This is a genomic window from Rhizobium sp. 01T417 (genome assembly GCF_056398905.1).
In genome coordinates this window covers 76,997-101,217 of the sequence record NZ_JBFTQH010000012.1, presented here as the reverse complement: position 1 = coordinate 101,217, position 24,221 = coordinate 76,997, and the positions used below count along the sequence as shown (strand labels likewise).

Below are 24,221 nucleotides of genomic sequence, written 5' to 3'. Positions count from 1 at the left end.
GTCATTTCACCGCGCCGGCCATCAGCCCGCGCATGTAGTAGCGTTGCAGAAGCAGGAAAACGATGAGGCAGGGGATCGTCATGACGGCGACACCTGCCTGCACGGCGCCCCAGTTGATCGCCCCGAGACGGCCGGCGCGCACCGCCATCATCAGGACGGGCAGCGTGTATTTCTCGTTGCTGGAGAGCAGCACGAGCGCGGCCAGAAATTCGTTCCAGGCATTGAGGAAGGCAAAGATCGCCACGGTCGCGACGCCCGGCAGCACAAGCGGCAGCAGAACCAGCACGAGCATCTTCAGGTCATGGGCGCCGTCGATACGCGCGGCCTCCTCGATCTCCTTCGGCACCGCGTCAAAGGCGTTGCGCATCATGAACACCGAGAACGGCAGCTGCAGCGTCACGTAGACCAGCGTCAGGCCGAAGAGCGAGTTGTTGAGCCCGAGCCTGGCGAGGATGATGAAGAGTGGCGTGAGGATCGACTGGAAGGGGATCATCAGCGTCGCGATGATCAGGATGAAGAAGACATTCTTCATCGGAAAGCGATAGCGCGAGAAACCGTAACCGGCGAGCAGGCTGATGACCACGGTCAGCACCACGGTCGCAACCGACACGATGAGCGAATTGAGTGTGTGCTGCCAGATGCCGGCACCGAAACTGTCGAGCGAGCGATAGGAATCGAAGCTGATACCGTTCGTCGGCCATGGCGGCAGCGGTGGCAGCCGCGCCTCCGTGCCATGCCGGAGTGAGGCCAGCAGTGTGATGACAAAGGGAGCGAGAAAGAAGATGGCGATGGCTATACCGGTGCCGTGATAGGCGGCCTGCCCACGGACTACACGGCTTCGCTTGCGACCGGTGACGAGGCTCATCAGCGCTCCTCCCCGACACGCAGCAGCCAAAGCTGCACGACACTGATGACCACGAGAATGGCCAGAAGCGCAATCGACAGCGCCGCGCCGTACCCGAGATTGAAGGACACGAAGGACTGGTTGAAGATATAGTAGACGACAGAGATCATTCGGTTTTGCGGCCCGCCTGAGGTCATGATGTAGAACTGATCGAAGGCGAGGATCGAGCCGGTCACGGAGATGATCAGCGCGAGCGCGATCGTCCTGCGCATCAACGGCAGCGTCAGAAAGCGGAAGCGCTGCCACCAATTGGCGCCATCGACGACGGCGGCCTCCGTCAGATCGGTCGGGATCGCCTGCAGCCCGGTCAGCAGGATGATCATTGTAAAGCCGGCTATCTTCCACACGACCATGACGCAGATCGTCAGGAATGCGCTGTCGAAGGTGGCAAGCAGATTGGGGCTCTTTTCGACAAGTCCGAGCGCCTTCAAGGCAGGACCGATGAAACCGCTGTCGACATTGGCCAGCCACACCCACAGCAGCGATGCAGAGGCCAGACCGACGACGACGGGCAGGAAGATGACGGTGCGATAGGTGCTGACGAAGGCCCGCTGCCGCTCGACGAAAAGAGCAAGCGGAAAGGCGACCGCGAAGATCAGGATCGTCACGATGACCGTATAGTAGGCGGTGAAGTTCAGCGCCGCGACGAAGCGGCCGTCATTGAACATGCGGAAGTAGTTGTTGAAGCCGATCCACCGCTGGGCGCCCATCAGCGGCCAGTTGTGAAGGCTCATCCAGGCGGTAAATCCGACCGGCAGCACGAAGAACATGATCACCAGAAGCATCGCCGGAGCGATATAGAGGAGGCCCGTCCATTCCGGTCGTGGGGCACGTCTGCGCACGCATGCTGTCTGCTTTCGACCCGTCACGGTCATCGAAACACTCCGCATCATCCTAGTAAAATCGGCCGGAGGACTGCCACACCCTCCGGCCACGGCCTCTGGGAGATTATTGGCCGCTGTCGATGATCGACTGCATCTCCGACTGTGCATTCTTGAAGGCGCCGTCGACGTCGTCACCGAAGATGGCCGCATTGGTAAAGGTCGCCCACGGACCGTTGGCGCTGTTGATCAGATCGTTGAACTGCAGCGTGTAAGGTGTCTTGGCGACCGATATGGCCTTCAGGCCGACCTGCAACCTCGGATCGAGGCCCTCGAGCACCTTGTCGGCGATATCACCACGGGTCGGCAGGCTACCGTACTTCGCCATGATCTTCTGGCCGTCCATCGAATAGATATATTCGAGGAATTCCTTCACTGCGTCGATCTTCTTGGTGCCCTTGGTGATGACGAAGTTGTCACCGCCGGCAAAGGAGGACGGATTGCCGTCAACGCCCGGGATGAGCGTCACGCCGAAGTTGATGTCGGGATGCTCGGTCACCAGCGTGCCGATCGCGAAGGCGCCAAGGCTCTGCTGCCCAATCTTGCCGTTGGTGAAGCTCAGGAAGTTGGCACCGTTGTCGCTGGCGGCACTTGCCGGGACGAGGTCCTTCTTCACCATGTCGCGATAATAATCGACCGCCTTGCGCATCTGCGGGGTGTCGAGCGTCGCCGTCTTGCCGTCGGCCGACAGGATATCGGCACCTGCACCCCAGGTGAGCGGCGTGAACGTGAAGATCATGCAGCCGCCGCAGCCGCCGCCGGAGAAATAGAAACCGTAGGTATCGTCACCGACCCTGCGGATCTTCTCGGCGTTGGCGGTGATTTCCTCCCAGGTCGCGGGCGCCTTTTCAGGATCAAGTCCCGCCTTCTTGTAGAGGTCCTTGTTCCAGGCGAAGACCGAGGTTTCGACCGACAGCGGCAGGCCGTAGACGCGGTCCTGATAGGTGCCGAGGCGGACGTGCGACGGCGACAGCGAATTGAAATAAGGCAGCTTCTTTGCCCAGTCTGTCAGGTCTTCCAGCTGTCCCGCAGCAGCAAAGGCCGGGTTATAGATGAGGTCCATCGACAACGCATCCGGCGCCTGGCCGCCAGCGATGGCGGTGGCGTATTTCTGGACAAGCTCCGAGAACGGCACCTCGGTCGCGACGACCTGGTTCTCGTGGCTGGAGTTGTAGGCTTCGACAACCTTCTTGAAGGATTCGCCGATACCGGAACGAACCCACATTTCGACTTTCTCGGCGGCCGATGCTCCGGACACCAGGCATAGGGTGGCAACGCTTGTCGCAGCCAACAGACGCTTAATCATGGCACTCCTCCCAAATTGGCGCACTCCTCCGCGCCGGTTCCTCATCTCCTGGGGCTTTGGGCCCCGCATGACTGCCGCACCACGAGGCGGCACGGCAATTTCCTGACGCCCGGCTCCACTGGGCGTCCTTCGGCCAGCGCCAGAATCGTCAATCCGGCCTGGCGCCCCAGCTCCTTCAACTCCATGTCGACGGAAGTGAGCGGTGGCCGCGTCTGGCCTGCGACAATCTCCCAATTGTCGAATCCGACTACGGAAACATCTTCCGGCACCCGAATACCGCGCTCGCGCAGCGCATCGACAGCACCACGCGCGATCTGATCGTTTCCGCAGAAGATCGCGTCCGGCTTTTCGTCCTGACGGCTCCATATCTGCGCGACGGCCTCGTGGCCCCAGGCCTCCGCCCACCGGCCGAACATGACGATCCCCTCCCCGCCGATAACATTGCGGTAGGCACCCGCGCGCTCGCGAACCGAGAAGAAATCCTCCGGCCCCGTGATATGCGCGATCCGTCGACGGCCCATCTTCACCAGCCACTCCACCGCCAATCGCGCACCCTGCGCGTCGTCGGAGCGGAAGGTGACGCTCGTCGGCGTCCCTTCGGTGAAGGCGTAGACCACGGGGACATGCAGGTTCGACAGATCGACCGGAAGCTGCCGGTCCAATCGCTTGCCGGTGGCGATAATGCCATCCACCTGCTTTTCCAGCATGGCATCGACATGGGTCTGACCGAGCGCCGGATCGTCTTCGATGGCGCAGAGAAAAACCGACACGCCGTGATCGACGAGCGCTTCGGAAATACCGGCCATGACCGGCAGCGTGAAGCGCCCGTAGGTATCGTTGGTCAGCAGCCCGATAGTGAAACTGCGCTTGCTCAAGAGGCCCCGGGCGAGCGCATTCGGGCGGAAACCGACCTCGCCGGCAATGCGCTTTACCCGCTCCCGGGTTTCGACGCTCATCCGACCGGTTTCGTTCAGCGCCTTCGAGGCGGTGGAAATACTGACCCCCGCCGCTGCCGCGACGTCGTGGATGGTAATCCGGCCTCTTTTTCCTCCCGCGACGTTCACCGCGCTTCTCCCCATTTGCAGATGAGAAAAGCTTTTCCCAACCGAAGCGTCAAGTGAGAAAAGGTTTTCTCAAGCAAAAATCATACAATTGCCATCAGCGCCTCAGGAGCGGCCGCGAGTAACGAAAATCGCGGCAGGCCAATGCCCGCCGCGATCCAAAGCTTGAGCGATGTGAGCTTCGATCAGCCTTTGATCGTCTCCTTGCCTTCTTCCAGCAGACGGGCGGCCGCTTCGGCAGGCGTCGTCCGCTCGAATGCAAGCTCATCGGCAATCGGGCGGAAGACGCGCTGGTCGAATTGCGTCGAACCGAGCGGCGCAGGAGCAGGGTACTCGCCCACCTGATCCTTCAGCAGGTTTACATACTGCACGGTAGCCTGTTCGGCTGGATTGAGTTGCGGAAGAATCGCCTCGCGCACGGTAGGCGACATAGGCACGCCGCGCTCCACGCCAAGGATCTTGCCGGCCTCGACGTTATTGACGAAGAAATCGATGAACTTGGCGGCAGCCTCACCGTTCTTCGTGGCTCCGCCGACGCTCCAGATCAACGCCGGGCGATAGTAGTGGCCGGAAGGACCACCCTTCTTTTCGCGCGGCAGGAGCGTGATCGCAAGCTTGTTCTTGGAAATCAACTGGTAGCCGACGAGCTGATTGGAATAGGCCATGCCCATCGCCGACTTGCCGAGCGCGAGTGCGTTCGTGTCGATGGTGTTCTGGTCGAGCGTCTGAACGTCGGCAGCGACCGTACCGCCCTTCTTGCGCAGATCTTCCCAGAACGTGTACCACGCCGTTGCATCGTCGGCATTGAAGCCGAGCTTGCCGTCGGCATAGAGGCTCTTGCCGCGCTGGCGCAGCCAGGCATCGAAGACGTAGGTGTAGCGCGCGCCATAAGGGCCGCCCCAGTAATTGTTCTTGCCGCCGGCCTTCGTCAGCTCGACTGCGATCTTGGCGTACTCGTCCCAGGTCAAATCCGCCGTCGGTACCGGAATGCCTGCCTTTTCAAAGGCCGTCTGGTCGAAGAACAGCGCGAAGGAGTTGAGGCCGAGGCCGATGCCGTAGAGCTTGCCGTCGACCGTCGTCAGCTTCAACATATCCTTGCCGAACGAGTCGACCTTCAGCGTCGAAGGCACGAATTCGTCGAGCGGCAGGCATGCGCCGCGCTTCGAATAGTCGGAGATCGTGCTCGGTTCGAGCTGGAAGACGTCGGGCACGGCGCGGCCGGCCATTTGGGTGGCGAGCTTTGTCCAGTAGCCGTTGCCGTCAAGCGATTCGCCGACGATCGATACGCCGGGGTTCTCGCTTTCATAGAGCCTGGCGACATCAAGCGTGCGTTTGGCGCGATCGTTCGATCCCCACCACATGGCGCGCAGCTTGGCATCTTCCGCAAAGGCCGGAATTGAGCTTGTGGCACCAAAGGCCAGCCCGGCAGCGACGCCTGCCGAACCCATCAGAAATGAACGGCGATTGACCTGCATGTTTCATCCTCCTCTTTCATTGCCCCGCCATCCTCCAACAGCTCTACGGGCTTATGCGGCGTAGATTACGCAAAAAATTCATCAATGCAACAAATTATCTTTTGCTTGCAAATTTGCATTATTTGCATAATCTTCGCCGTATGAACGAGATCAAGACCAAGAGACTGCGACAGGCCGACATTGCCACCATGGCGGGGGTTTCCGTATCCACCGTTTCCCGCGTGCTCGCCAATGAGCCCGGCATCAGCGAAAGCGTCCGCCAGCACATTATCAAGGTGGCGGCCGAAAACGGCTACTCGGCGCGCACCGCAACCGGCGCGCTTCGTGGCACCCTCGCCCTGATTGCGAGCGACGGGGTGACGGGCGGGCTTAGCGTCTTCTACGAAGGGATCGTCGAAGGCTTGCGCGCCGGGGCGCTCGATGCCGGTGTCCCCTTCGAGGTGCGGCTGATCCGCGAGAACAGGGCCACGCCTGATGTGGTCCACGAGTACATGCAGACGGCCGGCGCCGGCGGCTTGTTCCTGGTCGGGATCGATTCAAGCGCCGAGTTGCGCGCCTGGTTAGAGGACGCGGCAATCCCGACGGTGCTGGTCAATGGCACCGATCCGAAGCTCAGGCTCGACGGCGCGTCACCCTCCAACTTCTTCGGCGCATATGAAGCGACGACCCGACTGCTGGATGCCGGCCACCGCAAGATCCTGCATCTGACGGGATCGCATCGAAACACCATCCGCGAGCGTGTGCGCGGCTTCAAGGCCGCGATCACCGACGCGGACGGTGCGGAAGGGCGCCTTGTGTCGATGAGCTTCCAGGGCAGCGCAATTCATGAGGCGCACGAGCTGACGTCCGCAGTACTCGCGGAGAAGGCCGGCTTTACCGCCGCCTTCTGCATGAACGACTTCATCGCCGTCGGCGTTCTCGAAGCCGTCACCGAAGCCGGGCTTCGGGTGCCCGAGGATTTCGCCATCGTCGGCTTCGACGATCTTCCCTGCGCGCTGATGACCAACCCGCCGCTATCGACCATGCGTGTCGATCGCGTGGCGCTTGGCAGGGAGGCGGTCAGTCTCATCGTGGCGCGATTCAGGGACCGCAACGCCCCCGCCCGCCAGATTTGCCATGCCGTCGTTCCGATTGCCGGCGGCACCGTTCCGAACCCCTGACATGAGCAATGCCGATGACCTATGATCCCGCCAGTTCAAATCCGCTTGCCAACAATCCGCTGAAGACGCGCGAGGACATGTCGCGCGCGCTTCGCGACCTCTTCGATCCGCTGCTCCCCTATTTCTCGGCCGGCAATGCCCGCGTCCGCCTTGACGGCGCAGCTGCGCATTTCGACCGCGCAGCAGCGGATCTCGAAGGCTTTGCGCGGCCGCTCTGGGGATTGGCGCCGTTTGGCGCCGGTGGCGGCGACTTTGCCGAATGGCATCGTATTGCCGAGGGTATCGCCAACGGTACGGACCCAAAGCATCCGGAATATTGGGGCACGGTCAACGGCCGAGACCAGCGCATGGTCGAGCTTGCGGCGCTCGGATTTGCCTTGGCGCTTGTGCCGGAGAAGGTCTGGGAGCCGCTTGGCGGCCGGGCGCGCGACAACGTGGTCGCCTATCTCAAGCATGCCCGGCAATTCGACTACGCCGATAACAACTGGAAATTCTTCCGCATCTTCGTCGACATCGCGCTCGACTGCGTCGGCGCCAATTTCGACCGGAGCCTGACCAAGCAGTATCTCGAGGAGCTTGAGGGCTTCTATCTCGGCGACGGCTGGTACCGCGACGGCAATGTTCGCCGGATCGACCATTACATTCCGTTCGCCATGCACTTCTATGGGCTGATCTATTCCAAGCTCGTCGATGACGACTACGCACAGCGTTACCGCGAACGCGCCCTCCTCTTTGCAAACGACTTCAAGCATTGGTTCGGCTCGGATGGCGCGACGATTCCCTTCGGCCGCAGCCTGACTTACCGTTTCGCCTGCGCCGGCTTCTGGTCGGCCCTCGCCTTCGCCAATCTTGAAGCGCTGCCCTGGGGCGAAATCAAGAGCCTTTGCCTGCAGCACCTGCGCTGGTGGAAGGACAAGCCGATGACCAACCGCGACGGCATTCTGTCGATCGGCTTCGGCTATCCCAACCTGCTGATGTCGGAAAATTACAATTCGGCTGGTTCGCCCTACTGGGCGTTCAAGGCGTTCCTGCCGCTGGCCCTGGCCGAAGATCACCCTTTCTGGACGGCTGAGGAAACGCCGCCTTTGGAAACTGTAAGCGTCCTGCCGCAACGCCATCCCGGTATGGTGCTCATGCGCAATGGCGGCGACGTCGTCGCGCTGTCCTCTGGCCAGGAGAACCTGCAGATGCGGTTCGGCACGGAGAAATACGCGAAGTTCGCCTATTCCAGCCGCTACGGTTTCAGCGTCGAATCCGACGAGCGCAACTTCGCCGGCGCGGCCTTCGATTCCGCCCTCGCCTTCAGTGATGATGGCCTGCACTGCCGCGTTCGCGAGACCAACCGCGAAGCCAAGCTTGCGGGTGATGTTCTTTATTCCAAGTGGTCGCCATTCCGGGATGTGGATGTCGAAACCTGGCTGGTGCCGGCGGCGCCATGGCACATCCGCGTCCACCGCATCAACACGCCCCGGCCGCTGCAGACGGCGGAGGGTGGCTTTGCGATCGCACGCCGGGATTTCGAGCTCGATACGCTTTTCGCGAATGGCTCAAGCGCCTATGCGATCGGCGAAGCCGATTTCAGCGGGATCACCGATATCGGCTCCCTGACGCCGCGCGCCGGTCTCACGCAGAAGGCTCCGCCGAATACCAACATGATCGTTGCGAAAACGCTGGTGCCGCAACTGCGTGGTGAAATTCCGGCAGGCCAAACGATCCTGATGACCGCCGTCCTTGCCGCCAACGACGCGGGCACTGTAACCGGCGCTTGGACCACTCCCCCAAAGGCTCCTGACGTTGCGGAGCTTGAAGCGCTTGTTGCGAGCGCGGGCATAAGGGTCAGCGCCATCGAGGCGCCGGGGCAGATGCCATGAAGCGCCCCTCCATCGCACTTGCGATGCAGCCTTCGCGAACGGAGCATGTCCTCACCGCGGAGGCCCTGCACCGGCTTGCCGAGATCGGCCAACTTCTCGATCCTCTACCGCTCCGGAGTTTTAGCGACGATCGCGCCCGGCGCATTCTCGCCGAGACTGACATTCTCATCACGGGCTGGGGATCGCCCTATGTCGGGCGCGAGGTAGTTGCGGCGGCCCCACGGCTGCGGCTGATCGCCCATGCGGCCGGAACAGTTAAGGGAATTGTCGACGAGCAGATCTTCGATGCCGGCATAGCCGTGACGCACGCCGCCGAGGCAAATTCGATTCCCGTTGCGGAGTTCACGCTTGCGGCAATCATCTTCGCCGGCAAGCAGGTATTTCGCTTCCGCGACCTCTATCTGGCGGATCGCAATCGCGACCGGACGCACCCGATGCAACGGTTGGCGATCGGCAACTATCATCGCACGGTCGGCATCATCGGCGCCTCACGCATCGGCCGACGAGTGATCGAGCTCTTGCGACCGTTCGAATATCGCGTCCTTCTTTTCGACCCCACCGTCGATGCGATCGAGGCAATCAGCCTCGGAACCGAGAAGGCAGATCTGCCGACACTGATGACGCAGTCCGACATCGTCTCCGTGCACGCACCGTCGCTGCCATCGACGCGCCATATGATCGGAGCCCGGGAGCTGTCGCTGATGAAAGAAGGAGCGACGCTGATCAATACGGCGCGTGGCGCCTTGATCGACGAAGCCGCGCTGCTGGAGACGCTCAGCACCGGGCGGATCGACGCGATCATCGACGTAACGGATCCTGAAGTCCCGGAGACGGCATCGGCCCTCTATGACCTGCCGAATGTGTTCCTGACGCCGCATATCGCCGGCGCGGTAGGGCTGGAGCGCGGGCGGCTCGGGGATATGGCAGTCGATGAAATAGAGCGGTTCACCAAAGGCGAACCGCTCCTCTATCAGATCCTGCGTCGCGACCTCGCCCTAATTGCTTAGCCGGCTTTCAGATTCGTCGAAGCGCCGCCCGCGACGATCTCAGGCATCAGGTCTGCGATCTTGACAACCTTGCCGCTGCGCGAGCTCGTCAGAGCAGCAATGCCGCACAGCACGGACATTGCGCCGGCCCGCGTCCCGGCACGCTGACCAAGCTTGTCTTCCATGCCCTGCTTGAAGATCATGTTGCGCATCCGGTCGTCGCCGCCGTAGTGGCCGCCCGAAGAATGCGGCACGACGATGCGTTCGACGGCCGGCTTGTCCTTCGGGAAATTGCGGACGAGCAGGATCGTGTCCTCGTCAGGCGTCTCCCATGGCTGTTTCTCGTATTGCCTGAGTTCGATACGCCCATGCGTGCCGTTGAAGGCGATGTGGTGGCCTTCGATCGGCTGGAAGGTGTTCAGCGAATAGGAAACGTGGACGTCGTTCTTGTAGCGGATGCTGACGACCATGGTGTCGGGGATGTCGATATCCTCGCGATAGACGCAGCCGTCTCGGAAGTAGCCGTCAATCTTCGACGGATCCTCGTAGAGCGTGTCGAGGAAGGGATCGGCCTCGAGGTCGAGGAAGTAGTCGCACTCACCCGAATGCGGACAGAGCTTGCAGCGTGGACCACGGAAGGGGCCCTTGCGCCCGTAGTTCTGCAGGTCGGCAAAGGAGGTGACGGCATCCGGATCGCTATCCAGATACCAGTTCAAAAGGTCGAAGTGGTGGGTCGCCTTGTGCACGAAGAGGCTGCCGGAATTTTCCGTGTAGGCGTGCCAGCGGCGGAAGTAGTCCGCACCGTGCTTGGTGTCGAGGTACCAGTGGAAGTCGACCGAAGTGACGCGGCCGATCTCGCCGGCGTTCAGCAGTTCCTTGATCCTGGCGGCCGTCGGCGAATAGCGATAATTGAACGAGACATCCACCCGCTTGCCGCTGCGCTTCTCCGCATCGAGGATACGGCGGATTTTGTCGACCGCTGTGGTCATCGGCTTTTCGGTGATGACGTCGATGCCCGCTTCCAGCGCGCGCACGACGATATCGTCATGCGTATAGTCGGGCGTGCAGACGATGACGAGATCGACCTGCTGCTCGGCGAGCATGGCATCGATGTTTTCGTAGATCGGCGCATTGCTGCCGATCATCGTGCGGGCTCGCTCGGCCCGCAGCGAGTTGGTATCCACGATCGCGACGAGATCCACATGCTCGCGCCAGCCGGCAAGCAGTTCCTTGCCCCACATGGTCGTGCCGCGGTTTCCCGTTCCAATCAAGGCAAAGCGACGTTTCTCCATCGAATGATCCTCCTCATGCGTATGAAACGAACAGCGTCCTGACGCCTGGCCGACAAAAACCGCGCCCCCTACTCGCGGCTCATGGCAAGGCTGTAACTAAACGGTTACCTGACGGCAGAGATGGTTTCCTGTCAATAGCCGATCTCGAATTTCGCGGGTCAGGCAGAAATCGATGCGAGGGTCACGTGGACGATGTGGCGTTCCCAGGCATCGAGATTGCCGGGCTCGACCAGGTCGCGGCCGAAAATCGTCGAAAGCGTGTACTGATTGGACAGGTAGAAATATCCGAGCGAGGCAATCGTCAGATAGACATTGAGCGGATCGGCGTTTGCGATGAAGACACCGGCCTTCTTGCCGCGCTCCAGCACGTCGGAGAGTTCTCCAATCAGATGCGAATGCAGCTCCTTGAGCCGGACGGATTGGCGCAGCCAGCGCGCGCGGTGAAGGTTCTCGGTCCCGAGCAGGCTGAGGAATTCGGGATGCTTCAGAAAATACCGCCAGGTAAACAGCGCCAGTTCGCCAATGCCTTCCTGCGGCGTCCGGTCGCCGATATGCAGCTCGCGCTCGGCGGTGCGGATACCAACATAGGCCTCCTCGAGCACCCTGAGATACAGCTGCTCCTTGTCGCCGAAGTAATGGTAGAGCATCCGCTTGTTTGTCCCGGCACGCTCGGCGATGGCATCGACACGAGCCCCGCCCATGCCGTTCTCGGCGAATTCCTTGGTCGCGGCCTCGAGGATTGCTGCACGAGTCCGTTCCGGATCGCGTTGCAGTACACGCTCGGGCGATTGCCGCCTTACTCTCTTCTTTTCCCCATTTCCGCCGGCGCCTTCCATCGGCTCACCTTTCTAATTTCCCCATTGCGCTCATAATACGTTGAGAACAGATTGTAAAAACGAGAAGCGAGAGGAGGGCTATCACATCAGCGCTTGACAGCCTCAACGCTTCTCCATAGCTTGTAACCAATTAGTTATTTGTTGCAAGAGAAACCAGCAAGGAGCGTGTGGAGGCGCTCCCCAAGGGAGGAGGAGAACAGATGACACTACGCGTAAGCAGACGTAACTTCATGGCGGGGGGAGCAACGCTTCTTTCACTGTCCGCACTGGGATCCAAGGCTTTTGCCGCCGACACCCGCTTGCGGCTTCTATGGTGGGGTTCGCAGCCCCGCGCCGACCGCACCAACAAGGTCTCGCAACTCTATCAGACAAAGAATGCGGGAACGTCGATCACCGGTGAATTCCTCGGGTGGGGCGACTATTGGCCACGCCTGGCGACGCAGGTCGCCGGCCGCAATGCGCCCGACGTCATCCAGATGGACTACCGCTATATCGTTGAATATGCACGGCGCGGCGCGCTCGCCCCGCTCGAGTCCTACATGCCGTCGAAGCTCAATCTTGGCGATTTCGACCCGGCGCAGATCGAGGGGGGCAGCGTTGACGGGCACTTCTACGGCGTCAGCCTCGGCGCCAACGCCGCAGCGACCGTTCTGAACACCACCGCGTTCCAGGAAGCTGGCGTCGAACTGCCGACGCAGGCAACCACCTGGGAAGAGTTTGGCAAGATCGGTGCCGAGATTACCAAGGCCGGCAAGCGCAAGGGCTTCTTCGGCTTTGCCGACGGCAGTGGCAACGAACCGCTCCTGGAAAACTATCTCAGACAGCGCGGCAAGGCACTCTACACGGCCGATTCCAAGGTCGCCTTCGGCGCAGAGGACGTTTCTGAATGGTTCGACATGTGGAGCAAGTTCCGCGAAGCGAACGCCTGCGTGCCACCTGATGTCCAGGCGCTCTACAAGGATACGATCGACACTAGCCCGGTCACGCTCGGCAAGGCTGCTGCCGACTACGCGCACAGTAACCAGTTCGTCGGGTTCCAGGCCGTCAGCAAGGACAAGCTGGCGCTGAACAACTATCCGCGCATCAAGTCGGATTCGAAGGGCGGCCACTACCGCAAGCCGTCGATGTTCTTCTCCGTATCCTCGCAGTCGAAGGTGATCGACCAAGCTGTCGACTACGTCAACTTCTTCGTCACCAACCCCGATGCCGCTCTCGCGCTCGACGTCGAACGCGGTATTCCGGAATCGAAGGCGATGCGCGACGTCGTGGCTGCCAAGCTTGATGCAACAGGCAAGATCGCGCTCGACTATGTCAGCGGCCTTGGTGACCTTGCCGGCAAGTTGCCGCCGCCGCCGCCCTCCGGTGCCGGTGAAGGCCAGGTCGTGCTTCGCACGATCGCCGAGCAGATTGCCTTCGGCCAGCTTTCGCCGAGCGACGGTGGCAAGCAGTTGGTCGACGAACTCAGCCGCATTCTCGCCAAAGGCTGACGCGGATGAGTGATGTGATGCGCACGACCGCCCCGGAGGGTATCAAGAGTGAATATGGGGCGGCAGCCCAGGGGCGTTTCAAACGCCTCTGGACCGCCAATGCCCCAGGCTATCTCTTCCTTTTGCCGTGGCTGATCGGCTTCTTCGGGCTGACGCTCGGACCGGCCGTCATCTCGCTCTACCTCTCGTTCACGGATTTCGACATGATCCGGTCGGCCGAGTGGGTGGGCGCGGCAAACTACGTGCGCATCGCAACCGCCGACCCGAAATTTGCCGCAGCGATGCGGGTCACGCTGACTTATGTGGTGCTGTCGGTGCCCTTCAAGCTGACCTTCGCGCTATTGGTCGCAATGGCCCTTAACAAGGGCGTTCGCGGCCTGCCGCTCTACCGCGCGATCTTCTATCTGCCGTCGTTGTTGGGCGGCAGCGTGGCGATCGCCGTCCTCTGGCGGCAGCTGTTTGCCGGCGACGGACTGGTCAATGCCGCACTTGCCCACTTGGGCATCCAGGGACCGAGCTGGATCTCGCATCCGAGCTACTCGCTCTACACGCTCGTGGCACTCAGCGTCTGGCAGTTCGGCTCTCCGATGATCATCTTCCTGGCTGGTCTGCGGCAGATTCCGACCGACATGTATGAGGCGGCCAGCCTCGACGGAGCATCCAAGTTCCGGCAGTTCTACAAGATCACCCTGCCGCTCCTGACGCCTGTCATCTTCTTCAATGCCGTCGTCCAGACGATCGACGCCTTCAAGGCCTTCACGCCGGCCTTCATCATCTCGGGTGGGACGGGCGGACCGATCAATTCGACGCTGTTCTACACGCTTTATCTCTATCAGGAGGCTTTCGGAAACTTCCGCATGGGCTACGCCTCGGCGCTTGCCTGGATCCTCGTGCTGATCATCGCGATCTTCACTGCCTTCTCCTTCCTGACCTCGCGTTATTGGGTGCACTACGATGACTAACGGGATCACCACTGCTGTCACGGCGCCGCCGTCTGATATCACCAAGCGCAGCTTTCCGACGTCAATCGCGATCCACACGCTGCTGATCCTTGGCTCGCTGCTGATGCTCTATCCGCTGCTGTGGATGGTGTCCGCTTCAGTCCGCCCAGAAAACGAGATCTTCTCGTCTACGTCGCTTATTCCGTCGTCTATCGACTTCTCGTCCTACCTGCGCGGCTGGATCGGGCTCGACATCACTTTCGGTCGCTTCTTCTGGAACTCGCTCGTCATCTCGATTTTGACAGTCATCGGCAATGTCGTTGCCTGCTCGCTGGCAGCCTATGCTTTTGCACGCCTGCGCTTTGCCGGCCGGAACTTCTGGTTTGCGATCATGCTCGGCACGCTGATGATCCCGTATCACGTGACGCTCATTCCGCAGTATGTGCTGTTCCTCAACCTCGGGTGGGTGAACACCATCCTGCCGCTTGTCGTGCCGAAGTTCCTGGCAAGCGATGCCTTCTTCATCTTCCTGATGGTACAGTTCTTCCGCGGTATCCCGCGCGAGCTCGATGAGGCCGCCATGATGGACGGCTGCAGCGCCTGGCGCATCTATTGGAAGATCATGCTGCCGCTGTCGCTGCCGGTGCTTGCGACCGCCGCGATCTTCTCCTTCATCTGGACCTGGGACGACTTCTTCGGGCCATTGATCTACCTCAACGATATGAACACCTACACGATCCAGCTCGGTCTGCGCACATTCGTCGACTCGACCAGCGCATCGGATTGGGGCGGCCTGTTCGCCATGTCCACGCTGACGCTGGTGCCGGTGTTCTTCTTCTTCCTGTTCTTCCAGCGCCTGCTGATCGAGGGCATCGCCACGACCGGCATGAAGCGCTGATGCAATTACGGACATAGGTCAATGAGTATCAAGAGAGTTGCCATCGTCGGCTGCGGTATCGGCCGTTCACACATCGTCGAAGGCTACCTGCCGCATCCCGACAAGTTCAAGGTCGTGGCGATCTGCGACCTGAACGAGGAACGCCTGCGGGAAATCGGCGACGAATTCGACATCGCCAAGCGCACGACCTCGTTTGCCGATGTGCTTGATGACGCGAGTGTCGACATCGTCGATATCTGCACTCCGCCCGGCATTCACCTTGAGCAGGTGGTGGCAGCTCTCGCCGCCGGCAAGCACGTCATCTGCGAGAAGCCGCTAACCGGATCGCTTTCCGGCGTCGACACGATCATGGAGGCGGAGAAGACGGCCAAGGGCACGCTGATGCCGATCTTCCAGTATCGCTACGGCGACGGCATCGAGAAGGCGAAGCGGATCATCGAGGCGGGTATCGCGGGCAGGCCTTATCTGGGCTCGGTGGAGACTTTCTGGCGCCGAATGCCCGAATATTACTCCGTGCCCTGGCGCGGCAAATGGGCAACAGAGCTTGGGGGCGTGTTGGTAACCCATGCGCTGCACCTGCACGATATGCTGTTGCATCTGATGGGGCCGGTGTCGAAGGTGTTCGGTCGCGTTGCAACTCGCGTCAACGACATCGAGGTCGAGGACTGTGCGTCGGCGAGCCTATTGATGCAGAGCGGCGCCTTCGTGTCTCTCTCCTGCACGCTGGGCTCCCAGGAGGAGATCAGCCGTTTGCGGCTGCACTTTGAAAACGTCACCTTCGAAAGCAATCATGAACCTTACTCGCCAGGCAAAGATCCATGGAAGATCATCGCCGCGAATGACGATGTGCAGGCGCGCATCAATGCCATCATCGGTCATTGGCGACCGGTCGCGCCGCGCTTTACCACGCAGATGGAGCATTTCCACGCCTTTCTCAGCGGCAATGGACCGCTGCCGGTGACAACAGGGGACGCGCGCCGCGCGCTGGAACTCGTGACCGCCATCTACCAATCGTCCGATACCGGCAGCGAAGTCATCCTGCCAATCGGATCGGACAGCCCGAAGTACGCCGACTGGCGTGCTCGCACGAAATAATGGACCAGGGAGGATCCTGAGATCATGGCAACAAGCGTCGTTCTCCAGAAGGTCGAGAAGCGGTACGGCTCCCTGGACGTCATTCACGGTATCGACCTGAAGATCGATCCCGGCGAGTTCGCGGTCTTTGTCGGCCCGTCAGGCTGTGGCAAGTCCACCCTGCTGCGCATGATCGCGGGGCTCGAGGCGATTAGCGGCGGCGCACTTCTACTCGACAACGAGCGGATGAATGAAGTGGCGCCGGCCAAGCGCGGCATCGCGATGGTCTTCCAGTCCTATGCCCTCTATCCCCATATGTCGGTTTACAAGAACCTTGCCTTTGGATTGGAGACTGCTGGCTACAAGAAAGCCGAAATCCAGCCGAAGGTGAAGCGCGCCGCCGAAATCCTGCAGATCGAAAAGCTGTTGGAGCGCAAGCCGAAGGCACTCTCCGGCGGCCAACGCCAGCGCGTGGCGATCGGCCGCGCGATCGTACGCGAGCCGCGCATCTTCCTATTCGACGAACCGCTCTCCAACCTCGACGCGGAACTGCGCGTGCAGATGCGTGTGGAGATTTCCCGGCTGCACCGCAGCCTCGGCAACACGATGATCTACGTCACCCACGATCAGGTGGAAGCCATGACCATGGCCGACAAGATCGTCGTGCTGAACGCTGGCCGCATCGAGCAGGTCGGTGCACCGCTCGATCTCTACAACAATCCGGCCAACCGTTTCGTGGCAGGCTTTATCGGCAGCCCGAAGATGAACTTCCTGCAGGCGCGCGTCGAGCAGGTCGGCGAAGCCGAGACGACCATCAACGTCTGCGGCAATTCCGTTCGCCTGCCGCGCAGGCTGAAGGCCGACGCCGGACAAACCGTCACTTTCGGCATCCGCCCGGAGCATCTCTCCGTGCTTGAAAACAGCGGTATCACGCTCGCGACCGTCAACGTGGATCTTGTCGAGAACCTCGGCGGCGCGACGATGCTCTATGCAACGACGCCGGATGGGCAGCAACTGACGATCGCGCTCGACGGGCAGCAGAAGGTCGAACGGGGGACGAACGTGAAGGCCTCGTTCGACCCGGCGCGGTGTCACGTCTTCGACGCCTCGGGTGCTACCATCTAGCACGCTTGACAGCCGATCCCGCTCTGGCCATGATTTCAATAGGATAGGCCGCGAGGGGAGACTAGCGTGACGCCTGAAGATCGGATTCATGCACTCGGCATCTGGCAGGGTCCGATCGAGATTGAGCCTATCACCGGCGGCATCACCAACCGGAATTATCTGGTGCGGGATCGCGCGGTTCGCCGTGTCGTTCGGCTCGGAGAAGACATTCCCGTTCATCACATCAGCCGGCAGAACGAGCTTGCCGCCAGCCACGCCGCACACGCAGCCGGGCTTTCGCCGGCCGTAATCCATCATCAGCCCGGCGTACTGGTCCTTGATTTCATCGAAGCCAGGGCGCTGACACCCGACGACATAAAGAATCCCGCAATGCTCAAGCGCGTGGTGCCGCTCGTGCACGCTTGTCATCGGGAGATCGCCCGACACTTCCGCGGCCCCGCCGCAATCTTCTGGGTGTTTCACGTCATTCGAGACTATGCGGCGCATCTCGCTGCCACCGGCAGCACCTATGTTGCGCGCCTGCCAGCCGTGCTTGAAAAAGCGGAGCGGCTCGAGAAGGCGGCCGGTCCCTTTGACATAGCCTTCGGCCACAACGATCTACTTGCGGCAAACTTCCTCGATGACGGCAAGCGCCTCTGGCTGATCGATTGGGACTATGCCGGCTTCAATACACCGCTCTTCGATCTCGGGGGGCTCGCCTCCAACAACCAGCTTGGCGAGGAGGACGAACACCAAATGCTGGAGATCTACTTCGGTCAGGCAGTGACGAGCGATCTCTGGTACCGCTACACGGCGATGAAATGCGCTTCGCTGCTGCGTGAGACGCTGTGGAGCATGGTCTCCGAGATCCATTCCACCATCGATTTCGACTATGCCGGCTATACGGCCGAGAATCTTGCGCGCTTCGAGCGCGTCTACGACCTTTTTGAACAGGATCGATAATATGACGAAGGAATTGCCAAAGACCGCCAAGGCGGTCGTCATCGGCGGCGGCATCATCGGCTGCTCGACGGCCTACCATCTCGGCAAGCTCGGTTGGACGGACACGGTTCTCCTCGAGCGCAAGAAGCTGACCTCGGGTACGACCTTTCATGCCGCCGGCCTCGTCGGCCAGCTGCGCACCAGCGCCAACATCACCCAGCTGCTCGGCTATTCCGTCGATCTCTACAAGAAACTGGAAGCCGAGACGGGGTTGGGCACCGGCTGGAAAATGAATGGCGGTCTCAGGCTTGCCTGCAACGAGGAACGCTGGACCGAAGTCAAACGGCAGGCGACAACGGCGCAATCCTTTGGGCTCGATATGCAGCTGCTGACACCGCAAGAGGCTTTCGACCTCTGGCCGCTGATGACGATAGACGACCTCGTCGGCGCCGCCTACCTGCCGACCGATGGCCAGGCCAATCCGTCCGATATCACGCAGGCGCTTGCCAAGGGCGCACGCATGTCGGGCGTCTCGACATTCGAGGATACCGAGGTTCTCGATCTCGAGATAGACAACGGCCGGATCCGCGCCGTGATCACCGAGCACGGGCGGATCGAGTGCGAGCGCGTCGTTGTATGCGCTGGCCAGTGGACGCGATCCTTTGCTGCGCGCTTCGGCGTCAACGTGCCGCTCGTCTCCGTCGAGCACCAATACATCATCACCGAATCCTTCGGCGTTCCGTCGAACCTGCCGACGCTGCGCGATCCGGACCGGCTGACCTATTACAAGGAAGAAGTCGGCGGCATCGTCATGGGCGGATATGAGCCGAACCCTATCCCCTGGGCGGTGAAGGGCATTCCCGAGGGTTTCCACTACACCCTGCTCGACAGCAATTTCGACCATTTCGAGCAGATCATGGAGCAGGCGCTTGGCCGCGTTCCGGCGCTCGAGGCTGTCGGTGTCAAGCAGCTGCTGAACGGACCGGAGAGCTTTACGCCTGATGGCAACTTCATTCTCGGCGAGGCCCCGGAGCTGAAGAATTTCTTCGTCGGTGCCGGCTTCAATGCCTTTGGCATCGCATCCGGCGGTGGTGCCGGCATGGCGCTGGCCGAATGGGTCGCCAGGGGCGAGCCGCCCTACGATCTCTGGCCGGTCGATCTCCGCCGCTTCGGCAGGCCGCATTTCGATACCGACTGGGTGCGAACCCGCACGCTCGAGGCCTATGGCAAGCATTACACGCTGGCCTTCCCCTTCGAGGAATATTCGAGCGGCCGGCCGTGCCGCAAATCGCCGCTCTACGACCGGCTCAAGGCACAGGGCGCCTGCTTCGGCGAAAAGCTCGGCTGGGAAAGGCCGAACTGGTTTGCCGATCTCTTCGCCAACGAGGAGCCGAAGGACATCTACACCTATGGCCGCCAGAACTGGTTCGATGCCGTCGGCCGCGAGCACAAGGCTGTGCGCGAGGCCGCCGTCATCTTCGACCAGACCTCCTTCGCCAAGTTCGTGCTGAAGGGGCGCGATGCCGAGGCGGCGCTGTCGTGGATCGCCTCCAACGATGTTGCCAAACCGATCGGATCGCTGATTTACACGCAGATGCTGAACGACAAGGGCGGGATCGAATGCGACCTGACCTGTGCGCGCATCGCCAACGACGAATACTACATCGTCACCGGCACTGGCTTTGCGACCCACGATTTCGATTGGATAGCGCGCAGTATTCCGAGGGGAATGCATGCGGAACTTGTCGATGTCACCTCAGCCTACTCCGTGCTGTCTCTGATGGGGCCGAATGCGCGCGCCGTGCTGGAGAAGGTGACGAGCAGCGATGTTTCCAATGCGGCGTTCCCATTCGGTCGCGTCAAGACGATCGGCATTGCCGGCTGCCCGGTGCGGGCGCTGCGCATCACCTATGTCGGCGAGCTCGGCTACGAACTGCATGTGCCGGTTGAATATGCGACGACCGTTTATGATGCGCTGATGGCAGCGGGCGCTCCGCTGCAGCTTACCAATGCCGGTTACCGCGCCATCGAAAGCTGCCGCCTTGAGAAGGGCTATCGCGCCTGGGGCTCGGACATCGGTCCCGATCATACACCTGTTGAAGCGGGGCTTGGCTGGGCCGTGAAGGCGAGGAAGGACACGCCGTTTCGCGGCCGCGAGGCGATCGAACGGCAGCTCGCGTCGGGCGTCAAGAAGATGCTCGCCTGCTTCGTGCCCGAGGATCCCGATATCGTGCTGCTTGGCCGCGAGACCATCTATCGCGACGGCAAGCGTGTAGGTTGGCTTTCCAGCGGCGGCTTCGGCTACACGATCGGGAAGCCGATCGGCTACGGCTATGTGCGCAACCCGGACGGTGTGAGCGAAGACTTCGTGCTGTCCGGCAGCTACGAACTCGACGTGGCACGCGAGCGCGTGCCATGCAGCGTCTCGCTGCAGCCGCTCTACGATCCTTTTATGGCGCGCGTGAAGGCATAGGCATAGGCGTAGGCACTGAGCCTAATAGACCGTCATTCCTGTGCTTGTCACAGGAATCCAGCCACCGGCCGGCGCGGTGAACGACCATAACTCGTGGAAAAGAATCTCCTGCGCCCAAGGACTTCGGCGCTGGATCCCTGTGACAAGCACAGGGATGACGGGTTATGGGAGGGCAACGCGCCAAAACCCAGCCCTAGCCACAGATGGAAGGGCCTCGAAAATCCATACTGCGACGGCCCGCACCGTCGCAGCACCCTTCCTTAGAACAGCGGCAGCTTGTTGTCCTGGATCAGGATCTCAAGCTTGTTCGCCACATCCTCGGTCCAGCCGACATTGCCAGTCAGCGCCGCCGGGAAAAGGCCCGCCAGCCCGAACAGGGCTTTCGACACCGCGCCGCCATTGCGCGGCACGTCGGCCAGGAGCGCAGCAATTTCCCCCGCGCGGGGATCGCGCAATTCGTAGCGTTCGCCATCCCGGTTAACGCCAAGGGCATAGCGCATCCAGGCAGCCACTGCGATCGCATAGGTTTCCGCCTTGCTGCCGTTCGCCAAGGCTTCGCCGGCCGGCTCGAGGAGGCGCTGCGGCAGCTTCTGCGTGCCGTCCATGGCGATCTGATAGGTGCGGTGGGCAATCGCCTTGTTCGCAAAGCGCGCTATCAACTCGTCAGCATAGACTTCAAGATCGATACCGGGCACGGGATCGAGCGTGGCGGCGGCCGCGTTCATGTGGCGGCGCGCAAGCGCCGCAAGGCCGACGTCATCCATGACGTCGCGGATAAATTCATAGCCGCCTATGTAACCGAGATAGGCGAGCAGCGAGTGCGCGCCGTTCAGCATCCGCAGCTTCATCTTTTCGTAAGCGGAGACTTCCTCGACCATCAGCGCGCCGGCCTTTTCCCATTCCGGGCGGCCGTTGGCGAAGTGATCCTCGATCACCCATTGCGTGAAGGGTTCGGTCTCGATCGCCACGAGATCCTGCCTGCCGGTGAGTCTTTCGGCATCGCGATAGGTGGCATCCGTGCTTGCCGGCGTGATGCGATCGACCATGGTCGATGGGAAGGGCACGTTCTTTTCGATCCACTCGCGAAGCTCCGGATCGATGCAAGCGGCGAACTCGAGCACGAGCTGCTTCAGGACGGCGCCGTTGCTCGGCAGGTTATCGCAGCTGAGCGGCGTGAACGGCGCGATACCCTTGGCGCGGCGGCGTGCAAGCCCCTCGACGATGTAGCCGATGACGCCACGGGGCGCATGGCGGTTGGCAAGGTCGGCGGCAATGTCGGGATGCTTCAAGTCCAAGCCGCCGGTCGCGGAATCGAAGCCATAAGCCTTCTCCGTGACCGTCAGACTGACGATCTTGATCGCGGGGTCCTCAAGCCGGGCAAGGAGATCGCCGGGATTGCGGGTCGCCACATGCGCGCGCAGGATCGGACCGATGACATTCGCCGTCGTACCCGATGTATCGCGCACGAGCATCGTATAGAGGCCGTTCTGCTCATTCAGGTGATCGGCGACGTCGGCTGTCCGCAGGCTCGCGACCTCGATGCCCCAATCGCCACCGGCGGCCGCAATCGCGGCATCCGTGAACGGCGCGAAATGGGCGCGAAAGAATGCGCCGGGACCGAGATGCAGGATACCCGGCTTCAACCCGTTGCGATTATAGCCGGGAAGCTTGGCAGTCGGCGCGAGGTCGGAAAGGCTCGTCAGACGTTCGGTCACAGCTTGTATGCCTTCTTCGCATTTCCGTAGGAGAGCTCGCCGGCGACGATCTCGGCTTCCTTGCGGGACATGCGGTGTTCGGTCACGAACTGCGCCAGGAAGCGGCAGACCTCGCGGCGCCAGACATCGTGGCGCGCCGGGATCGACAGAAGCGCGCGCGTATCGTCGTTGAAGCCCGCCAGGTTGGCGAAACCGGCCGTCTCCACCATCTGGTCGAGATAGCGGCGAATGCCGTTCGGGCTGTCATGGAACCACCAGGGCGGGCCGATCATCAGGCAGGACCAGTGGCCGGCCATCGGCGCCAGCTCACGGGCATAGGTCGTCTCGTCGAGGGTGAAGAGGAGGACGCGCAGGCCCGGCGCATGGCCGTACTTTGCGAGCATCGCCGAAAGCCCGCCGACCCAATCGGTCGGCGTCGGGATATCCGCGCCCATGTTCGGGCCGCGGGTCTGGAACAGTTCGCGATCGGTGTTGCGGCGCGAGCCGGCATGGATCTGCATCGTCATGCCGTCTTCGGCTGAAAGCCCGGCCATTTCGGTCAGCATCTGGCCGCGGTAAAGCTCCGTTTCCTCGGCGCTCAGCGTCCCCTTGTGCGCCTTGTCGAGCAAGCGCTGCTTGTCAGCCAGCGGCAGGTCCGCCGTGAAGGCCGTCGGCACGCCATGGTCGGTGGCAGTCGCGCCGTACTGGCGGAAATAGGCGCGGCGCTTGCGGTGGGCATCGATCAGCCCATCCCACTTTGTCACGTCGCAATCGGTCAGTTCGCCAAGCCGAACCAGGTTTTCGCGGAAGCCGACGGCATCCGGGTCGGTGACGCTGTCCGGCCGGTAGGTGGTGCGGACGCGGCCGATCCAGCCGTCTTCCGCCATCTTCTGGTGATGCACCAGCGGGTCGAGCGCGCCCTCGGTCGTGGCGATCGTCTCGATACCAAAGCGCTTGTGCAGGGCGCGCGGGCGGAACTCCGGCAGCGCCAGCTGCGCATTGATATGGTCGTAAAGCGCATCCGCATTTTCAGGCGTCAGCGGCTCCTCACAGCCGAGGACGGCCGACATCGCATGATCGACCCAGAGGCTGGAGGGCGTACCGCGGAAGAGATGGTATTGCGCGGCGAAAGCGCGCCAGATGTCACGGCCCTTGGCGACCGGCTTGCCGTCGAGGCGAGGCACGCCGAGATCGTCGAGCTTGACGCCAACGCTGTGCAGCATGCGGAAGAGATAATGATCCGGAATGACAAGCAGCGAGGACGCATCCTCGAACGGCTTGTCGTCGGCAAACCACGAGGGTTCCGTATGCCCGTGCGGGCTTACGATCGGCAGGGCCCGAACCGTCTCGTAGAGGTCCCGCGCGACCGTTCGGATTGCCGGATCGGCCGGAAAGAGCCGGTCTGGATGAAGAAAGCCGTTACCAAGATCCATGAGAATTCCTCCCTGAAGGGCTATGGCCCTACCCCACAACGTGGGGCGCGGCAAGGGCTTTTAGTAACCAAACGGTTCACTTTTGCAAATCGCACGTCACCGCCCTCGAAACGATTGACCGCGCGGACTATTTCCGCTTTTCAGATGGCATGACATCGGCCGGTTGCGGCGAGGAGGTTCCATGTCCGAAGAGACGAACCGCATTACAAAGCTCGAGGAAATCGTTGCCCATCAGGCAAAGACGATCGAGGAACTGTCCGACCAGCTGGCCGAACAATGGAAGGCCGTGGAGCAGACGCGGGCCAAGCTGGACAGGCTGACGGAACGGTTTCTGTCGCTTGAGGAGCAATCGCTGGAAGCGCCGGCGATTACACGGCCGCCGCACTACTGAGCAGGGTCCTGC

Annotated in this window: 20 protein-coding genes; 11 read left to right on the top strand and 9 right to left on the bottom strand. The window is 61.5% G+C overall.

All coding sequences use genetic code 11. The features are described 5' to 3' along the window. Window position 1: 1 nt before the first annotated feature. The 5 genes from AC1DPR_RS14555 to AC1DPR_RS14535 form a co-directional block, all read right to left on the bottom strand. Window positions 2-865, bottom strand: a complete 864-nt coding sequence (locus tag AC1DPR_RS14555) for a carbohydrate ABC transporter permease (protein WP_477816580.1) — start codon at window positions 863-865, stop codon at window positions 2-4. After that, window positions 865-1,779: a carbohydrate ABC transporter permease gene (locus tag AC1DPR_RS14550; protein WP_018855343.1), complete on the bottom strand. Its 915-nt coding sequence runs from the start codon at window positions 1,777-1,779 to the stop codon at window positions 865-867. Before AC1DPR_RS14550 ends, AC1DPR_RS14555 begins: the two co-directional genes overlap by 1 nt. Window positions 1,780-1,852: 73 nt before the next feature. Then, window positions 1,853-3,091: an ABC transporter substrate-binding protein gene (locus AC1DPR_RS14545; RefSeq protein ID WP_018855344.1), complete on the bottom strand. Its 1,239-nt coding sequence runs from the start codon at window positions 3,089-3,091 to the stop codon at window positions 1,853-1,855. A 41-nt stretch (window positions 3,092-3,132) separates the two neighbouring features. Beyond that, complete coding sequence (locus AC1DPR_RS14540) at window positions 3,133-4,155, bottom strand: LacI family DNA-binding transcriptional regulator (RefSeq protein ID WP_018855345.1); 1,023 nt, start codon at window positions 4,153-4,155, stop codon at window positions 3,133-3,135. A gap of 182 nt (window positions 4,156-4,337) precedes the next feature. Further along, window positions 4,338-5,627 (bottom strand): ABC transporter substrate-binding protein, encoded by a 1,290-nt coding sequence (locus tag AC1DPR_RS14535; protein WP_018855346.1) that lies wholly within the window; start codon window positions 5,625-5,627, stop codon window positions 4,338-4,340. A 140-nt stretch (window positions 5,628-5,767) separates the two neighbouring features. Here AC1DPR_RS14535 and AC1DPR_RS14530 point away from each other — a divergent pair, with 140 nt between their 5' ends. From AC1DPR_RS14530 to AC1DPR_RS14520, 3 genes are read left to right on the top strand one after another with little or no spacing between them, the layout of a single operon-like run. Then, the gene (locus tag AC1DPR_RS14530; RefSeq protein ID WP_018855347.1) at window positions 5,768-6,787 is read left to right on the top strand and encodes a LacI family DNA-binding transcriptional regulator; all 1,020 of its coding nucleotides are present in this window, start codon (window positions 5,768-5,770) and stop codon (window positions 6,785-6,787) included. 14 nt (window positions 6,788-6,801) lie between these two features. Next, window positions 6,802-8,658, top strand: coding sequence for a DUF2264 domain-containing protein (locus AC1DPR_RS14525; RefSeq protein ID WP_477816579.1), 1,857 nt, complete (start codon window positions 6,802-6,804; stop codon window positions 8,656-8,658). Beyond that, entirely contained in the window at window positions 8,655-9,665 is a 1,011-nt protein-coding gene (locus AC1DPR_RS14520; protein ID WP_113470476.1) for a hydroxyacid dehydrogenase, read from the top strand. Before AC1DPR_RS14525 ends, AC1DPR_RS14520 begins: the two co-directional genes overlap by 4 nt. Here the strand turns inward: AC1DPR_RS14520 and AC1DPR_RS14515 are convergent. Together AC1DPR_RS14515 and AC1DPR_RS14510 are read right to left on the bottom strand one after the other, a co-directional pair. Continuing rightward, window positions 9,662-10,936, bottom strand: a complete 1,275-nt coding sequence (locus AC1DPR_RS14515; protein ID WP_018855350.1) for a Gfo/Idh/MocA family protein — start codon at window positions 10,934-10,936, stop codon at window positions 9,662-9,664. The genes AC1DPR_RS14520 and AC1DPR_RS14515 overlap by 4 nt on opposite strands. A 158-nt stretch (window positions 10,937-11,094) precedes the next feature. Continuing rightward, the gene (locus tag AC1DPR_RS14510) at window positions 11,095-11,772 is read right to left on the bottom strand and encodes a TetR/AcrR family transcriptional regulator (protein WP_025659756.1); all 678 of its coding nucleotides are present in this window, start codon (window positions 11,770-11,772) and stop codon (window positions 11,095-11,097) included. A gap of 200 nt (window positions 11,773-11,972) precedes the next feature. On the opposite strand from AC1DPR_RS14510, the gene AC1DPR_RS14505 reads away from it, so the two are divergent. From AC1DPR_RS14505 to AC1DPR_RS14475, 7 genes are all read left to right on the top strand, one after another. Then, window positions 11,973-13,259, top strand: coding sequence for an ABC transporter substrate-binding protein (locus AC1DPR_RS14505; protein ID WP_477816578.1), 1,287 nt, complete (start codon window positions 11,973-11,975; stop codon window positions 13,257-13,259). Window positions 13,260-13,264: 5 nt separating this feature from the next. Continuing rightward, window positions 13,265-14,221, top strand: coding sequence for a carbohydrate ABC transporter permease (locus AC1DPR_RS14500; protein ID WP_025659754.1), 957 nt, complete (start codon window positions 13,265-13,267; stop codon window positions 14,219-14,221). Beyond that, the gene (locus AC1DPR_RS14495) at window positions 14,214-15,098 is read left to right on the top strand and encodes a carbohydrate ABC transporter permease (protein WP_018855354.1); all 885 of its coding nucleotides are present in this window, start codon (window positions 14,214-14,216) and stop codon (window positions 15,096-15,098) included. The genes AC1DPR_RS14500 and AC1DPR_RS14495 overlap by 8 nt, the downstream gene beginning before the upstream one ends. A gap of 21 nt (window positions 15,099-15,119) precedes the next feature. Next, complete coding sequence (locus AC1DPR_RS14490; protein WP_018855355.1) at window positions 15,120-16,193, top strand: Gfo/Idh/MocA family protein; 1,074 nt, start codon at window positions 15,120-15,122, stop codon at window positions 16,191-16,193. Window positions 16,194-16,217: 24 nt separating this feature from the next. After that, window positions 16,218-17,297 carry an ABC transporter ATP-binding protein gene (locus AC1DPR_RS14485; protein ID WP_477816577.1) on the top strand — a complete coding sequence of 360 codons (1,080 nt, stop codon included), beginning with the start codon at window positions 16,218-16,220 and terminating at the stop codon, window positions 17,295-17,297. 66 nt (window positions 17,298-17,363) lie between these two features. After that, window positions 17,364-18,239, top strand: a complete 876-nt coding sequence (locus AC1DPR_RS14480) for a phosphotransferase (protein ID WP_477816576.1) — start codon at window positions 17,364-17,366, stop codon at window positions 18,237-18,239. Between the two features lies 1 nt (window position 18,240). After that, window positions 18,241-20,691: a GcvT family protein gene (locus AC1DPR_RS14475; RefSeq protein WP_477816575.1), complete on the top strand. Its 2,451-nt coding sequence runs from the start codon at window positions 18,241-18,243 to the stop codon at window positions 20,689-20,691. 260 nt (window positions 20,692-20,951) lie between these two features. Here the strand turns inward: AC1DPR_RS14475 and AC1DPR_RS14470 are convergent, their stop codons facing one another. Both AC1DPR_RS14470 and uxaC read right to left on the bottom strand, forming a co-directional pair. Next, the gene (locus tag AC1DPR_RS14470) at window positions 20,952-22,406 is read right to left on the bottom strand and encodes a mannitol dehydrogenase family protein (RefSeq protein WP_112642205.1); all 1,455 of its coding nucleotides are present in this window, start codon (window positions 22,404-22,406) and stop codon (window positions 20,952-20,954) included. Next, on the bottom strand, window positions 22,403-23,818 hold the full coding sequence (uxaC, locus tag AC1DPR_RS14465) for a glucuronate isomerase (protein WP_113471391.1): 1,416 nt from the start codon (window positions 23,816-23,818) through the stop codon (window positions 22,403-22,405). The genes AC1DPR_RS14470 and uxaC overlap by 4 nt, the downstream gene beginning before the upstream one ends. Window positions 23,819-23,999: 181 nt before the next feature. On the opposite strand from uxaC, the gene AC1DPR_RS14460 reads away from it, so the two are divergent. Next, window positions 24,000-24,209, top strand: a complete 210-nt coding sequence (locus tag AC1DPR_RS14460) for a SlyX family protein (RefSeq protein ID WP_018855361.1) — start codon at window positions 24,000-24,002, stop codon at window positions 24,207-24,209. Window positions 24,210-24,221: the final 12 nt, after the last annotated feature.

Coding starts and splice junctions, on each gene's coding strand:
- AC1DPR_RS14555 (WP_477816580.1), bottom strand. CDS start 865: ATGAGCCTCGTCACCGGTCGCAAGCGAAGCCGTGTAGTCCGTGGGCAG.
- AC1DPR_RS14550 (WP_018855343.1), bottom strand. CDS start 1,779: ATGACCGTGACGGGTCGAAAGCAGACAGCATGCGTGCGCAGACGTGCC.
- AC1DPR_RS14545 (WP_018855344.1), bottom strand. CDS start 3,091: ATGATTAAGCGTCTGTTGGCTGCGACAAGCGTTGCCACCCTATGCCTG.
- AC1DPR_RS14535 (WP_018855346.1), bottom strand. CDS start 5,627: ATGCAGGTCAATCGCCGTTCATTTCTGATGGGTTCGGCAGGCGTCGCT.
- AC1DPR_RS14530 (WP_018855347.1), top strand. CDS start 5,768: ATGAACGAGATCAAGACCAAGAGACTGCGACAGGCCGACATTGCCACC.
- AC1DPR_RS14525 (WP_477816579.1), top strand. CDS start 6,802: ATGACCTATGATCCCGCCAGTTCAAATCCGCTTGCCAACAATCCGCTG.
- AC1DPR_RS14520 (WP_113470476.1), top strand. CDS start 8,655: ATGAAGCGCCCCTCCATCGCACTTGCGATGCAGCCTTCGCGAACGGAG.
- AC1DPR_RS14515 (WP_018855350.1), bottom strand. CDS start 10,936: ATGGAGAAACGTCGCTTTGCCTTGATTGGAACGGGAAACCGCGGCACG.
- AC1DPR_RS14510 (WP_025659756.1), bottom strand. CDS start 11,772: ATGGAAGGCGCCGGCGGAAATGGGGAAAAGAAGAGAGTAAGGCGGCAA.
- AC1DPR_RS14505 (WP_477816578.1), top strand. CDS start 11,973: ATGACACTACGCGTAAGCAGACGTAACTTCATGGCGGGGGGAGCAACG.
- AC1DPR_RS14500 (WP_025659754.1), top strand. CDS start 13,265: ATGAGTGATGTGATGCGCACGACCGCCCCGGAGGGTATCAAGAGTGAA.
- AC1DPR_RS14495 (WP_018855354.1), top strand. CDS start 14,214: ATGACTAACGGGATCACCACTGCTGTCACGGCGCCGCCGTCTGATATC.
- AC1DPR_RS14490 (WP_018855355.1), top strand. CDS start 15,120: ATGAGTATCAAGAGAGTTGCCATCGTCGGCTGCGGTATCGGCCGTTCA.
- AC1DPR_RS14485 (WP_477816577.1), top strand. CDS start 16,218: ATGGCAACAAGCGTCGTTCTCCAGAAGGTCGAGAAGCGGTACGGCTCC.
- AC1DPR_RS14475 (WP_477816575.1), top strand. CDS start 18,241: ATGACGAAGGAATTGCCAAAGACCGCCAAGGCGGTCGTCATCGGCGGC.
- uxaC (WP_113471391.1), bottom strand. CDS start 23,818: ATGGATCTTGGTAACGGCTTTCTTCATCCAGACCGGCTCTTTCCGGCC.
- AC1DPR_RS14460 (WP_018855361.1), top strand. CDS start 24,000: ATGTCCGAAGAGACGAACCGCATTACAAAGCTCGAGGAAATCGTTGCC.